At 67.4% G+C, this 14319-nt stretch carries 12 protein-coding genes; 3 read left to right on the plus strand and 9 right to left on the minus strand.

The features are described from left to right. Positions 1–3: 3 nt before the first annotated feature. Positions 4–2757: an AAA family ATPase gene (locus tag U9J23_RS05980; RefSeq protein ID WP_006550677.1), complete on the minus strand. Its 2754-nt coding sequence runs from the start codon at positions 2755–2757 to the stop codon at positions 4–6. A gap of 200 nt (positions 2758–2957) precedes the next feature. Between U9J23_RS05980 and U9J23_RS05985 the strand changes: the two genes are divergently transcribed. Next, a complete protein-coding gene (locus U9J23_RS05985; protein WP_039957861.1) occupies positions 2958–3923 on the plus strand; it encodes an arabinofuranosidase in 966 nt (321 codons plus the stop codon). Between the two features lie 88 nt (positions 3924–4011). Here the strand turns inward: U9J23_RS05985 and U9J23_RS05990 are convergent, their stop codons facing one another. After that, positions 4012–4791: an alpha/beta fold hydrolase gene (locus U9J23_RS05990; RefSeq protein ID WP_326601868.1), complete on the minus strand. Its 780-nt coding sequence runs from the start codon at positions 4789–4791 to the stop codon at positions 4012–4014. 55 nt (positions 4792–4846) lie between these two features. Here U9J23_RS05990 and U9J23_RS05995 point away from each other — a divergent pair, with 55 nt between their 5' ends. Beyond that, complete coding sequence (locus U9J23_RS05995) at positions 4847–6610, plus strand: GNAT family N-acetyltransferase (RefSeq protein ID WP_326601869.1); 1764 nt, start codon at positions 4847–4849, stop codon at positions 6608–6610. Positions 6611–6635: 25 nt separating this feature from the next. Here U9J23_RS05995 and U9J23_RS06000 read toward each other — a convergent pair whose 3' ends face one another. The 3 genes from U9J23_RS06000 to U9J23_RS06010 form a co-directional block, all read right to left on the minus strand. Beyond that, entirely contained in the window at positions 6636–7811 is a 1176-nt protein-coding gene (locus U9J23_RS06000; RefSeq protein ID WP_326601871.1) for a flavin-containing monooxygenase, read from the minus strand. A gap of 114 nt (positions 7812–7925) precedes the next feature. After that, complete coding sequence (locus tag U9J23_RS06005; protein ID WP_085468896.1) at positions 7926–9551, minus strand: helix-turn-helix domain-containing protein; 1626 nt, start codon at positions 9549–9551, stop codon at positions 7926–7928. 87 nt (positions 9552–9638) lie between these two features. After that, a complete protein-coding gene (locus U9J23_RS06010) occupies positions 9639–10196 on the minus strand; it encodes a TetR/AcrR family transcriptional regulator (RefSeq protein ID WP_326601874.1) in 558 nt (185 codons plus the stop codon). Positions 10197–10325: 129 nt separating this feature from the next. Between U9J23_RS06010 and U9J23_RS06015 the strand changes: the two genes are divergently transcribed. Further along, positions 10326–11366, plus strand: a complete 1041-nt coding sequence (locus U9J23_RS06015) for a hypothetical protein (protein ID WP_059381559.1) — start codon at positions 10326–10328, stop codon at positions 11364–11366. Here the strand turns inward: U9J23_RS06015 and U9J23_RS06020 are convergent. From U9J23_RS06020 to U9J23_RS06035, 4 genes are all read right to left on the minus strand, one after another. Further along, positions 11363–11842, minus strand: coding sequence for an AAA family ATPase (locus U9J23_RS06020; RefSeq protein WP_231921804.1), 480 nt, complete (start codon positions 11840–11842; stop codon positions 11363–11365). The genes U9J23_RS06015 and U9J23_RS06020 overlap by 4 nt on opposite strands. A gap of 94 nt (positions 11843–11936) precedes the next feature. Next, positions 11937–12362 carry a hypothetical protein gene (locus U9J23_RS06025; RefSeq protein WP_080968177.1) on the minus strand — a complete coding sequence of 142 codons (426 nt, stop codon included), beginning with the start codon at positions 12360–12362 and terminating at the stop codon, positions 11937–11939. Positions 12363–12456: 94 nt separating this feature from the next. Next, the gene (locus tag U9J23_RS06030; protein WP_059381558.1) at positions 12457–13248 is read right to left on the minus strand and encodes a hypothetical protein; all 792 of its coding nucleotides are present in this window, start codon (positions 13246–13248) and stop codon (positions 12457–12459) included. A 74-nt stretch (positions 13249–13322) separates the two neighbouring features. After that, entirely contained in the window at positions 13323–14297 is a 975-nt protein-coding gene (locus tag U9J23_RS06035; protein ID WP_085468893.1) for a pseudouridine synthase, read from the minus strand. Positions 14298–14319: the final 22 nt, after the last annotated feature.

A 14319-nucleotide genomic window follows, 5' to 3' on the forward strand; every position in this document is an offset into this window, starting at 1 on the left:
CCGTCAGCTCCCTACTTCTCCGGAGGACTCACCTTCGCTGATGGACTCGGCTGCCAGATAGCTGAACCGGCTCCAGACCTGACCGAAGCGGAACCTGTTGATCCGTTCGGGATCGCCGAAGAACTGGTCCTCGATGAACGGCTCGACGTTGTATTCCCAAATACGGCGAAGGGCGTCGCGGTCGAGATTGTGCTTCATGAAGTGGCTCGAGCCGAGTTGCAGATGAGGTCCACCGAGTTCGCGCTCGAGTTCGTCGTTCACCTGTGCCACGAGCTCGCCCACCCACGCCGGCTCGCCTTCACATGCCAACCATCGATCTAGAACCCCCTTCAACGGCCCGCGGTTCGGGAAGAACGGAATGAAGTGGAACCGACGCCGCAGTGCCGCGTCGATCAGGGCGATGGAGCGGTCCGCCGTATTCATGGTGCCGATGAACCAGATGTCCTTCGGTAGTTCGAACGGATCATCGGGGCGGTAGAGGGTGCGCACCGGGGTGTTGCGGTACTCGAAGAGGAACAGCAGTTCACCCAGTACTTTCGGCAGGTTGGCACGATTGATCTCGTCGATGATCATGATGTGCTGGCGACCGGGTGCGTCCTGCGCCCGCGCCGCAAGCTCGGCGAGAGGACCCCTCTTGAGGCGATAGGTCATCACCCCGTCGGCGTCGGTCTCGGGACGGTACCCCTCGAAGAAGTCCTCGTACGAGGTGGACGGGTGGAACTGGACGATCGGGCGCCGCTCCGCGTCGGGCACCAGTGCCTCGGCGAGCTTGCGCGCGAAGTAGGTCTTGCCAGTTCCCGGCGGGCCGTAGAAGACGACCTGCTTTTTGTCCTCGAGCAGCGCCACGATGTCGTCGAGGAAGGACCGCTCGACGAGCAGTTCCTCGGCCAGCGCGTCGAGAGGATCGGAATCCGTCTCGTCCTGAGGCTGTTCGTCGCGTTCGGCCAGCCAGTAGAGGAAGGACCCGATGCCCAGCGGATCACCGGGAAAGTGATTGTCCAGGCGTGCGCGCAAAGCGTCGTTGGAATTCACCTGCAGTTCGCCGCGGGACGACAGCTGTGGTGTTTCGAGTCCAAGCAGCTTGAGCATCTTCAGCTTCCCCCGAGGACCCGTGTACGGATAGACGGTGATGAAACGTTCGGGATGTGTGATCGCCAGCATCTTCATGATTACCGACTCGCCGAGCCCTCGGACACGCAGGGCCTCGTCGTCGAGAACACGGTCGATGCGGGTAGCCGGCGGATCGCCGCCCCAGCAAAGGTACTTGAAGGTTTGGATGATCCGGCGGTACTCGGCCTCGTCTGCGTCGCGGATGCTGGTGTTGAGCACCGACATCGGCCCGGTGCTGCCGTAGCGGCCGGAATTCCAGATGCGCCGGAGTTCCGCGGGATCGGCAACCTGCAACTCGTCGACGTCGAGTAACCGGGCGAAGTCCCGGCGGTCGGCGATGTCCTGCTCGTGACCGGGAGTCGGATATCCCGCCGCCTCTTTGAATTCCGCCACGAGCGTTGCCAATTCGTCGTCCTGGGTAGAGGTACTCGTGGCTTCGCCGTTCAATTCGGCGATCAGCGGAGCCACTTGCTCGGTGGTACGCAGGATCTCCGCAGGCAGGTCCAGCGACGACAACTCGCTGCGGTCGAACCAGCGCGCGTAGACGATCTCGCCCGATCCGCCACCCACGAAACCCCGGTCCGTACCGACGATGGACCGGCCACCGGCGATGATCTCGTAATCTGGGAGGGGGTGACTCTCGATGATTCCTACCGCTTCCTCGGTGGCTCCTGATTCGGCGTGCGGGAAGGGACGCAGCCCCACAGCGAGTCCGTGACCGTTGAGCCAGATACGAACGGCAAGACCGTAGGTTCCGGGCACCCGCCAGTCGACCCACATGTCCCCGCGGGGCCAGATCTCGTCCCACATCGGCGTTGGCTTGAATGCTTTCAGTGTGCGACCCGCGGCCTGCGCGACATCGCCTTCGAGGGCAGCACCGATATGGCGCGCAACGGAGACCAGAACCCGGGCGTTGTCACGGTACAGTTCGGGATCGTCGCCACGTTCCTTGGCGCCCTCACGCAAAAGCGCACGATCGCACAGGACCTCGTCGATCACCGCTGGTCTGGTATCGGCCCACCAGGCTGCGACTTCCTCGAACCGGACTACGTCGCCGTCCAACTCCCTCGCGAAGCGATACAGTTCAGCGTAGCGCTCACCTTGATCGGGATATTCAGACTTTCCCGTGCAGAAGTCCACATACTCTGTGGATTTTGGCCACGCTACCGGCCAGGTCTCCGGGGCGTCGAGACCCCAGTAGTACGACGCGACGAACGGTGCGCGCTTCGGGCTCGGGTGCGCGCCCACCCGAATCTCTTCCAGATGGTCGGCCAGGACCCGGATCTTCCGCTCAGCATCGTCGAGGTCTATTGGGGTCGCCAGTGCGTCGACCAACACAGCGACGGATGTCTCCGGAGCGGGCGACATCTTGTTGATCTGGTTGATGATCATCTGCCCGGCCGCACCGCTGTACCCGGACTCGAAGCTTCCCACCCATCGTGAGTTCTCGGCTTGGAACGCGCCGAGGTTGCGGGTTCGCCGCAGTGTGTCGAGCAGCAGACGGGCCTCGTTTGCGTGGGAAGTCAGATTCCTGGCACGCCAGCCCGAACGGAAATCGAGCGCACCTTGTGCGTGCTCGACGTGGGCCATGTGCCATCGACGTCGAAACTCGAGTTCGCGCGCGTCGATTTCCGTGTGATCGACCATGTCCCACCTTTCAATCCGCGAGGAGTCTATCGGTGGGGTGCGACGAGCCGGTTGGGGCCGGATCGGCAGTCGTACATCATCGGATGTCGATGGTTCCGGCCCCGCCTATCCCTACGCGATCGGGATATCGGCATCGCCTCAGTACCTGTGCGGTCGAAATTCCTACGGCGCGGGACCACCGTCGTGAATACTCCTCCGGTATGCGCCCCGTCCGAACCGGTCTCTCCGTTGTATCGACGGTGGTGTTCGTGATCGCGAGCCTGCTGGTCGCGACGTCGGGAAGCAGTACCGCCGCACCGCTCGGCCTGCGGTACACGATGGTCGGGTTCAGCAGCACCAGCGACCGAGACATGGACGTCTACGAGTCCGTGGACGGCACACGGTTCGACCTCGTCCAGGCCTCGGCCTACCGGCCGCCGTCCGGACTGGTGCGCGACCCGAGTATCTTCCGGCATTCCGATGGCTTCTACTACGTCACCTACACGACGGCGGACGGCGCAAGTGTCGGCTTCGCCCGTAGCCCGGACCGCGTCGCGTGGACACACGTGGGGGAATGGCCCGTCCCGTTCTGTTGTGCTTTCCTGCCGGGAACGGGGGACGGCACCGGCTCCGCGAGCCTGCCGGGGTCGTCGGGGTCAGCGGGGTCGAGTGACGGACCGTCGTTGTCGCCGTTCACCACCAAGGCCTGGGCCCCCGAATGGTTCGTGGAGGGCGACCGCGTCCACGTGATCCTGTCGATGTCGACCGGCGGCGGCTTCGTGCCCTATCTGATGACCGCCCTCGACCCGTCGCTGCAGCGGTGGAGCTTTCCCGTGCCGCTCGACGGCATCGGCGCCGACCGCATCGACACCACGGTCGTGGAGGTCGGCGGGACCTATCACGCCTTCACGAAGAACGAGCACCGGAAGGTCATCGAGCACGCCGTCGCCCCGTCGGTGACGGGCCCCTACCGGTTCGTCGAACCCGGGGACTGGGGAACTTTCGTCGAGGGCCCGTCGGTGATCCAGCTGCCCGACGGCACCTGGCGGCTGTTCTTCGACGCCTACGACGAGGGCAAGTACTACTACTCCGACAGCCGGGATCTGAACACCTGGTCGCCGCGGCAGGAACTTCCCGGCCTGTCCGGAACCGTGCGGCACTTCACCGTGATCCGGGAAGCCGCCTGACACTTCGGTGTTCTCGACTGCGCGTGCTGCAGTCGAGAACACCGAAATCCAAGTCGGGGCACGTAGGCACGAACGTCGTCACCGCGAGTCAACCGTGCCGGGCGACGTCCTCGCAGAGGATGCTCGGCCACTGTGCGAGATCGGCCGGGGTGTGCGCGATCTCCAGCTTCGCGTGGGGGAGCAGACCCACCAGCGCCTCCGCCGTGGACACCGGGTGGGCGGGGTCGTCGATCCATGCCAGCACCGTCACCGGAATGTCGATGCCGGACACGGCCTCCGGATCGGGCAGGTCGCTCAGCGCGGCGCCCCGGAACAGCGACGGCAGCAGTTCCTCGGTGACGTCGGGGACGGTCTCCGGCGCGTCGACGGTGGCCGGTGGTCGTGGCGCGGTCAGATCGCGCGTGAGGAACGCCGCGAGTCCCTGCTGCTCGATGAGATCGGCGGCGGCCCGGTACTCGGCGGCCTTCGCGGCGCGGGTGGCCCAGGCGGTCGCCGGCACCAGCAGCGTGAGGCTGCTGAACCGCTCCGGATCCCTCACCGCCGCGTGCAACAGGGTCCCGGTGCCCATCGACGGTCCGACCCCGTGCACCCGCTCGCCGGGGAAGTAGTGGTCGAGCAACCGCAGCAGGTCGTCGGCGAGCACCGGCCAGCGGTAGTCCTCCGGCACCGCACGCCCGGTCGAGTGGCCGTGCCCCCGTGCGTCGTAGCGCAGCAGCCGGGTGCCGCTGAGCCCGCGGCCCAGGTCGAGGTCCATGAGGCGGTCGCGGTGGCGGCTCGAGGTCAGGCCGTGGAGTTGGACGACGGGGTGGCCGCCCTCGTCGCTCAGCTCCACGTCGAGTTCGGCCCCCGGCACACTGAAGGTCGGCACGTGGTCTCCCGATGTCGGAAAGCGGTTGCTGGGGAAGGCGCCTAGGATACCCGGCATGCGGCTGACAAATGTGGCGCACCTGCGCCTGCCGTTCGGCCGACTGCTCGGTTACGACGTGACCGTCGCGGGGCTCGGCCGGGCGCTTCCCGTGTCGTTCGATCAGCGGCGGCACGTCGGTGCGGGTGATCGTCCCGGCTCCTGGATGGCTCTGTCCTTCCGTCTGTTCGAGCCGGTCTCGTCCGACGATCTCGCGACCGCATGGCTGGCGGTGGTCGCGCGGCACGGCACCCTGCGCTCGGTGTTCACCCACGGCGACGACGGGGAGCCGCGCCTGCACGAGGCCGAGATCCGCCCGGGCGGCTGGGTCGAACATCCGATCGGCCCCGGTCAGGCCGTCAACGACGCTCTGCGGGACGTCCTCGACAGCGCATGTTCGCCCTACAACCGGCCGTCGCACCGGCTGTGCGTGCTCGAGACCGCCACGGAACCGACCGTCGTGGTCGCCGCCGATCACTCGCACGTCGACATGTGGTCCATGCTGGTGATCGCCCGCGACCTGCTCGCCGCCCTCGCCGCCGTGCGTGCGGGACGGGAACCGTCCCTGCCGTCGACACCGGCCTTCGCGGAACACACCCGGGCACTGCAGGACCGCGCGGCCGCACCTGCCGAGGTCCACGAGCGCTGGGCCGAGGTGCTCGCCGCCAGCGGCGACGTGATGCCGCGCTTCCCGCTCTCCCTCGGAGTGGCGAGTCTCCAACGCGAACGCGTGGAGGTGCGCGACGTGCTCGACGTCGACGACAGCGCCGCATTCTCCGCCCAGGCCAAGGACGACGGGGTGTCCACCCTCGCGCTGGTGGTCGCGGCCATGACCGAGGTGACCCTCGAACTGGCCGGATCCCCGTTACGGGCGGTGTTCCCGGTGCACAGCCGGTACGACGCCACCTGGCACGACTCCGTCGGCTGGTTCATCACCAATTCGGTGCTCGAATCGTCAGTCCCCGAACCTCGTGCGGCCGCGGACGCGGTCAAGGAGGCGGTCCGGCTCGGATCCTGGCCGCTCGAGAGCATCCTGCGCCCGTGGGACGGCATGCCGGAGGCCCCGGGCATGTTCGCGATCTCCTGGCTGGACCTGCGCCGGCTTCCCGTCCGGGTCGACGCCACCGGCCTCGAGGCCCAGTACGTCGGCGCGACCATCCGCACCGACGGCGTGATGCTGTGGTTCATCCTCGACGAGTCGGGTCTGCACCTGCGGTGCCGCTATCCCGACACCGTCGAGGCCCGACGGCACGTCGGTGGCTGGCTGGACCTGCTCATCGCCCGGTTGCAGGCCCGCGCCCGCGAATCGGTCGGCGGGCAGATCCGGTTGGGCGACAGGAGCTATCGGGTTCAACGTGCCGTCCGATCCGACGTACCGGCGATCGTCGGTTTGCTCTCCGGCGACGAGCAGGCCCCCTGCGACGGTGCGGAACTCGCCCGGTACGAAGAGGCCTACGACGCCGTCGCCCGCGACCCCTCGCACTATCTCGCGGTGGTGCGCGACGAGGTCGGCCGGATCGTCGGCACGATGCAGTTGACGATCGTGCCGGGTCTCTTCCGTGGTGGTGCCACCCGCCTGCTCGTCGAAGGAATTCGGGTCGCCTCGTCCGAACGTTCCCGCGGCATCGGCACGGCCATGCTCGAGTGGGCCCACGATCACGGCCGGAACCGGGGTGCCACGCTCGCACAGATCGCCGTAGACCCGGCCGACGAGCAGGCCCGGGCGTTCGGGGCGCGGCTCGGTTACGGCTGCACCCACGCCGGATTCGAGCGGGCGCTCTGACATCGGCCGGCTCGAGGGCCGAGGACTACGTCATGGCCGACGGCGACATGGTGGAGTTCCGCTTCGACATGTAGCGCGTCGTGTGCCGATCCGGATCCGTTCCGGCGGACGTGGGTGCGCCGCGCGCGACGAGGTGACGGACGACGTACTCCGCGTCCGCGCCGGCCCCGCCGACGAGCATCGACCGGAACGACGACTGGAAGCACAGACCGGTGAAGTACAAGCCGGGCACCGAGGGGACCACGCCGCGTTCCTCGCGCGGCCAGCCATCCGTGTCGAACACCGGTAGGTCGATCCAGTCGTAGTTCTGGCGGAATCCGGTGCACCACACAATATTCGCCACGTCGAGAATCCGGCCGTCGGACAGTACGGGACGGAGTTCGGTCACCCCGGTCACCCGCTCGGTGATCCGGGTGACGCCGCGCGCGGCCAACTCCCGCCGGCGGATCCGCAGCAGCGGCGCGCCGTGACGCCGTTCGTCCTCGCGAGCACGTCGTCCCATCGGGGTGCGCACGGACAACACATGGCCCCACACGAACCACAGGACCGGGAACAACACGCGCATCGCGGGACTGTCCACGCGCACCGGCAACTGCCCGGTGTCGCGTCCGCACAGGATCGTCGGATGGGACGCCGCCAGCTCGTAGGCGATCTCGCTGCCGGAATGGGAGGCCCCCACCACGAGTACCGGACCGTCACGCAACTGCGACGGATCGTGATACTCGCTCGAATGCAGCTGGACGATGCCGGGATCCAGTTCGGAGGCGAAGCTGGGGACGTGTGGGGTTCGACCGAACGTGCCCGTGGCCACGACGACGTTGTTCGCCTCGATCCGCGTGTCGCCGCAGTCGAGGACGAACCGGTCGCCGTCGCGGGAGAGCCGACGCACCCGGGTGCTGCCGAGCACGGGCAGATCGAACCGGGAGGCGTAGGACTCGAGATAGTCGGCGAGCTCGTCCTTGGTGGGGGAGCGGTGCGGGTCGCCCGGGAACGGCATGCCAGGCAGGCCGTCGTAGCCGGCGGGACTGTACAGCCGTAGCGAGTCCCAGTGGCAGCGCCAGTTGTCGCCGACGCGTCGGTTCGTGTCGACGACGAGGAACGGACGGCCACGACGGGCCAGGTGGTAACCGGCGGACAGGCCTGCCTGACCTGCGCCGACGACGACGGTGTCGATCTGCTGGGGTGCGCTGTGGACGGTCATGACGACTCCCCGAGGTGAGGGAACTACACCGACGACGTTAGGCACCGCTGCCCGTCTGCCGCGTCGGGAGGAATGCGCAATCGAAGGTGGCGACGTATGGGCAGTTCTACCCAGTCAGAGCAGACGATGCTCGTACGCATAGGCCGTCGCCGCTGCTCGTGAGGACACGTCGAGCTTGGTGAATATGTTGCTCAGGTGCCGGGCCACCGTCTTCTCGCTGATGACGAACTCGTGGGCGATGGCTCGATTCGTCCTGCCCGTGGCAACGGCGCGCAACACTTGGATCTCCCGGGGCGTCAGTCCGTTCCGTGCGTTCGCGAGCGCGGGAACGCGGAGCTCACGTAGATCCGGCAACGCGTGCAGGCCGTGGAATATCGATGCTGCCGAGTCGAATTCGAGGCGGGCCTCATCGTCGTCGCCGAGTGCGGCACAGCAGCGACCCTGCAGCACTCGTACCCGGGCGCGTTCGTAGGGTGCGCCGAGGTCACGCCAGTGCCTGCCGGATCGTCGCAACCGTGCGAGGGCGCCGCAGGGATCGCCTTCGGCGAGCAGGACCGCACCCTGTGCGTGGTCGGCCATCGCTGTCAGTGCCGGAGCATCCTGTGTCCGGGTCAGTGCCTCGAGTTCGTCGGCGCTGCGCCGTGCGGCGGCGACATCCCCGGTGGCGAGCACGATCTCCGTGTGGGCGGCGAGCATCCGCGGCCGGTCGAGATTCGAGGCTTCGCCGAGACCCCGGAGGATCCCGGCGACCGCTGCGGCGGTGTCACCCTGTCGCAGACGCAGCAGAGCCAGACCCGGCTGCACTTCCTGCCCGTACCTGCCCGCAGCTCGGTAGGCGGCGTCCGCCTCGGCGAACTCGCCGCGCAGACGGTGCAGTTCACCCTGTTCGTACAGGGCCATTCCCATCGCGGGTTGACCGGGCGGATCCGACAGTCGCTGCAGGGCGAGGCGGGCGAGGTCCATCGCCTGGGACCAGTCGCCCTCGAGTTGCAGCATCTGGGCGCGGTGGACGAGGCACTGTCCCCGGAACGGCACGAGGCCGGTCTGATCGTCGCACCAACGGCCGAGTGCCTGTGTCCACTCCTTCGCCCGTTGCAGATGATATGTGCCGTAACAGGTCTCGATGACCGCGCAGTACACCAGGCCGGAGACGACGGGTGAGACCTCGCCCAAGCCGACGGAGACGAGTACCTCGTCGAGTGTCCGCAGCCCGCCCTCGACGTCGCCCAGCAGGACTCGGCATTGTCCGATGCCCAGTGAGCCGAGGGCGAGGAGGTCGGCGTCGTGGCATGCCCGTCCGATGTGCTGGGCAGCGGTGAAGATCGGCAGGGCCTCGTTCGGACGGTTCGCGTACATCTCCTGAACCGCTCCGGGGATCATCAGAAAGCCGCTGGTCGCGCAGTCCGGTCGCTCGGCGACACCCGACTGTCGTGCTCGTTCCAGCCAACCTCCGGCCCGTGCCACCTCACCGCGTCCCATCAGAAGGAAGCACAGCCAGAAGGCACTGCGGCCCGCGCTCTCGGATTCTCCGGCTTCGAGATGTGCGGCGAAGGCGCGCTCGTACAGCGCGACGCTGTCGTCGTCGTGTCCCGTGAGGTATGCGGCTCGCGCGAACAGATCGAGGTCGTCCGCGGCCAGGGCGGCGAGTGTGTCGGCCCTGCGGAATCCGTCCAGGGCACGTGGCCACTCGCGCGCGCGGAACGCTGCCCGCGCGTGGTCCAGGACCGTCGACCTGCCCATGTCCGCTCCCGCGATCGAGCGCCGCCGACACCGGCTGATTGTGATCCTACGCCCGCGGATACGAAGGGACGCCGGTGTGCGCGCGGCTCACGACGGTCGCATGCCCGCCAGGACGATCGACACCAATCGCGGAACGAGATCCGGGGTCGCCGCGCGGATCGCCTCGGGTTGGGGGCGGGTGATCAGTCCGATGGCCAGGACCAGTTCCAGTGCGTGGAGGTCGGTACGCACGATGCCGGCGGCCCGCACCGCGTCGAGCAGCTCCTCGACCCCGGTGAGCGTCTGCGCCTGGGCGTCGCGCACCGATCCGGAGATCTCGTCCGTCACGAACTCGGCGAGGGTCGCGGAGAGGGCGCCCAGGTCGAGTTCGACCAGCCGCTGTACGTAGCCCACCCAGGCGTCCTCGGGGGATGAGCCGACCCGCTCCAGGGCTTCGGTGCCCGCTGCACGCATGTCGCCGAGGATCGCGAGCGCGACCTCGTCGGCCAGCGCGGCCCGGGACTCGAAGTTCCGGTAGAGGGTGGCGATGCCGACTCCGGCGGCCTCCGCGACCGCTTCGAGTGCGACGTCGCTGCCGTGGGCTGCGAACAGTCGACGCGCCTCCTGGACGATCAGCTGACGACGCTTCGCGGCATCGGCGCGCATCGGTTCCCTTCCTTCCGGACCGGGCTGTGAGGAACTTCGCTTGACATGTCCATCCTAACCGGAGGAATATTCTCCGATAGAAGTGGAGGAAAATCATCCACTTAACGATGGTCGGACAAGGAAGACGCGATGGCAGACGCCGCTACGACGACAGTTCCCGACGCGGGTGACTCCACCGCGCGCAAGCCTCACCCCGCGCTGGCGCTACTGGGGATGACATGCGGGCTCGGGGTGATCCTGGTACTCATGCTGCTGGTCTTCATCATGCCGTCGCTGAAGAGCGGACCACACGACCTGCAGGTCGGCATCGTCGGAACCTCCGCGGCAGCAGATCGATTCGAGACGTCGCTCGCGACGGCCGCCCCCGACGCCTACACCTCGCAGCGGTTCGCCTCCGAACAGGAACTGCGCGACGCCATCCACGACCGCGACGTCATCGGAGGGTTCGTCGTCGCCGAGTCGGGCGTCCGCACGCTGGTCGCCGGCGCGGGCTCGACCGCCATCTCCGGTTCGCTCGCCGGCACCGCGCAGGCGGTCGGCGGAGCGATCGGGACCGACGTGACCGTCGAGGACGTCGTCCCGCTGCCGGAATCCGACCCCACCGGTGTCGGTATCGGTGGCCTCGCCTTCCCGCTCGTCTTCGGTGGCATCGTCCCGGTCGTCGCATTCCGGAAGATCCTGCCGCGCAGCGACGGCTGGTACCTGACCGGCCTGCTCGTCTTCGCCGCAGTCGGTGGCATCGTCGTCGCGTCCATCCTCACCTTCGCCTTCGGAAGCATCGAATCGACCTTCGGGCCGGTCGCGGGATCCATGGCCCTCGGTATCGCCGCCCTTGCACTTCCGCTGGCCGGACTCCAGAAGGCCTTCGGTGCCAAGGGGTTCACCATCGGTGCGATGGCCATGATGTTCCTCGGCAATCCGCTGGCCGGTATCGCGACGACGTCGGCATGGTTGCCGTCCGGACTCGGCACCTTCGGTCAGATCCTTCCCCCGGGTGCTGCCGGAACCCTCGTGCGCTCGGCCGCATACTTCGACGGCGCAGGCGGACTCGCGGCACTCCTGACCCTCGTCACGTGGATCGTCGTGGGAGTGCTGCTCTACGTGGTCGGTATGCGACGTGCGGTGGGTGAGGAACCGGCAGAGCGTCCTTCCGCGCAGCTCGCGGCCTAGCGGACCACGTCGAGCGGTCCCTCCTCGGGCGTCGGCGGCTCGAACCGCTCGAAGTACTCCGTCGCCGTCTGCTCGGTCAGCGGCCAGTCGTCCGCCCACCTCCCGTGCCGGTTGCCGACCCGGCTCAGGATGGTCTCGAGATCCGTTGCGATGTAAACGGTCTCCGGCACGATGCCCTGCGGCGCGAGAAGTGCGCGGAACTCGTCACGTTGTCGCCGGAACCAGAATCCGAAGTCGAGCACGACATCGTTCCCCGCCGTGACATAGCGAAGCAAGCGCGCTTTCAGGTCTGCCGATACTTCGGCAACCACCTCGGCGGAGGGCATGGTCGTGATCCCGCGATCCCAGAACTCCACCTCGTACGACAGACGCGTCCAGCCCGCGCGCTCCAGGCGCTTGGCGTAGGTGGTCTTGCCTGCACCGGCCGGACCGCACATCATCACGACGCGAGGCACTCGGGTCCTGTTCACTGCCACCGGCCCGACGGTACACACCGCCACCGGCATCGAGACCGGTGATGCGTATCGCCGATCCGGATCGGATCGGACTCGATCCACACGCTCCTGGGCGTCAGGGCACGGTGAAGGTAGCGAAGCCCGGCGTCATCGGCGGACCGGGAAGGGGATGGAGTACGAGCGCGACCTGTCCGCTCCCCGTCGCCAGGGTGGCTTCCGGTGGGAAACCGTTCAATCCGTCCGACATCCGCGCAGTACCGGATGCGCCGGTCGTCAGGTTCAGCCAGTCGACCTGGGCGTAGATCAGGCATCCCCAACCTTCCGGCTTGCTGCCCGTGACGGTCACGCTCCCTTCGGTCTCGCCGATCCGGACGGCGCACCGGCTGGGCGGCACATCGAAGCTTCCACTGGGATTGCCGTAGGAAGCCGGGTTGATCTGGAACGGGACGGTCACCTCCGCGGCCGCAACCCCGGGCGTTGCAAGGGCAGAGGTCGCAACAGCGAATGCGCAAGCTCCGATGACGCGGGCGAGACGGGCCACAGGGTCTCCTTCGGGTGCCGGTCGGGTTCGCCCCATTCTCATCGGCTCGAACGGCCCCGTCCGCCGATCGGCCGAATTGCTGTTCCCGAGTCCGCTATGTCTTCGAGGCCTTCTCGGTCTTCGACGAGAGTCTGCCGATCACGGCGCTTCCGATGATGCCGACGACGATCATGCCGATCCCGACCGCGTCCGGTATCGAGTCGGTGACCCACCCGAAGATGCCCGCGACCAGCACGAAGGTCGGCAACCAGTCGATCAGCTTCAGGAGCGACGGGGCGGCTTCGGTCTCGCCCTGCGACGCCGCGAACTTCGCTCCGGCGTAGTCCGGGTAGAACTCGGTGAAGGAGACCGCGAAGAAGATCGCCGCGAGTTGGAGCACCCAGCCGGTCCAGAAGTTGCCAGGGTCGCGCATAACGGCGTCGCCGATGAATCCGACGATGGCGGAGAAGGTGAACGCACCGGCCCAGACCGCGGAGATCACGTAGTTGATCTTCATGAACAGGGGAGACGTCCAGTATTCCTGGGGCGTGTCCTCTTTCGCGTAGGGGAGTGTGAACGGCCTGCGTGCGATCAGGGTGGCGAAGACGAACACCGCGAGCGCGATGTTGGTGAGTTCACCGGCCCAGATCTCCATCCAGTCGATGACACCGTCCGAGGCGATGAGGCCCACCGCGGCCAGCACGGCGAAGAACGCCGCGCCGAACGTGTCGAGGGCGTGTATCTTGATGCCGCGTCGCGCACCCACCCACATCGTCAGCAGGACGAGGCCGAGAGCGAAACACACTGCTTCCTCGAACCGTCCCGGGGCCGACAGGACGGACATGAGGATCCACGGTGCGATTCCCGACAGTGGCGACCGGAGGTAACCGTCGACGACCATGGTCATGCCTACCAGGGTATTTCGTGAAGCCGCAGGCGTCGGAGTTTTCGAAGGATCGACCAGGATCCGCTCGGAGGCACTCAGTCCTGCGTGGTCGGTGCCTCGGCCAGGGTGCGCCGGGTGGCGAAGCGGCGCTCGGCGCCCGATAAGGGGTCGACGAATTCGAGTTCCCGCGCGAGCAATTGGAGGGGGAGCGAATGGTCGTCCGGTGTCTCGGGCAGCAGGACGGGATACCAATGGTCGCCGAGGATCCCGATACCGAGCGCCGCCAGGTGCACTCGCAGCTGATGCATCCGACCTGTGTGCGGGCGCAGCAGGGTGTGCAGGACGGCCCGCCCCGACCTGCTCACCCCGGATCCGAGCACCTCGATCAGCGTCTCCGAGTTGGGTTCGCGGGTGTCGTCGACGACGACGCGCAACTCACCGCGCCGCGCCTCGATGTGATTGCGGTACAGCACGGGGAGCGGGCGTCCCGCGATCTCCGGCGTTGCCGGATCCCACTCCGCCGGCAGTGTGGACACCGCCTCGTACACCTTGGTGACCCGGCGCTTCTCGAACAGCGACTGGTAGGCGCCACGGGTCTCGGGCCGGGCCGAGAACATCACCAGTCCGGCGGTCGCCCGGTCGAGCCGGTGGATCGGTGTCAGATCAGGGTTGTCGAGGCGGGTCCGCAACCGGACCAGCGCCGACTCGCGCAGGTAGCGCCCGCCCGGAGTGGTCGGCAGGAAGTGCGGCTTGTCGACCACGACGAGGTCGTCGTCGGCATACAGGATGTCCTCGTGGAACGGCACCGGTTCCTCGACGGGCAGATCGCGGTAGTACCAGACGAACCGGTGCTCTCCGAGTTCGGTGCTGCGACCGATCGGTTCTCCGTCGATGCCCACGATCTCTCCGTCGTCGAAGCGGCGGTAGAGATCGTCGGCGTCGAGATGGTCGAAGCGTGCGACGACGTACTCGGCGACCGTCGACCACGGACCGGAGGTCGGAACACGCAGTCGCGTGGGCCCGACCCCGTTCCTGACGGGCAACGGTGAGGGCATCGGCACGGGCACCATCCTCCCATCGGCTGCCACGTGA

The organism is Rhodococcus sp. PD04 (genome assembly GCF_035918275.1).
Classification (GTDB): Bacteria; Actinomycetota; Actinomycetes; order Mycobacteriales; family Mycobacteriaceae; genus Rhodococcus; species Rhodococcus rhodochrous.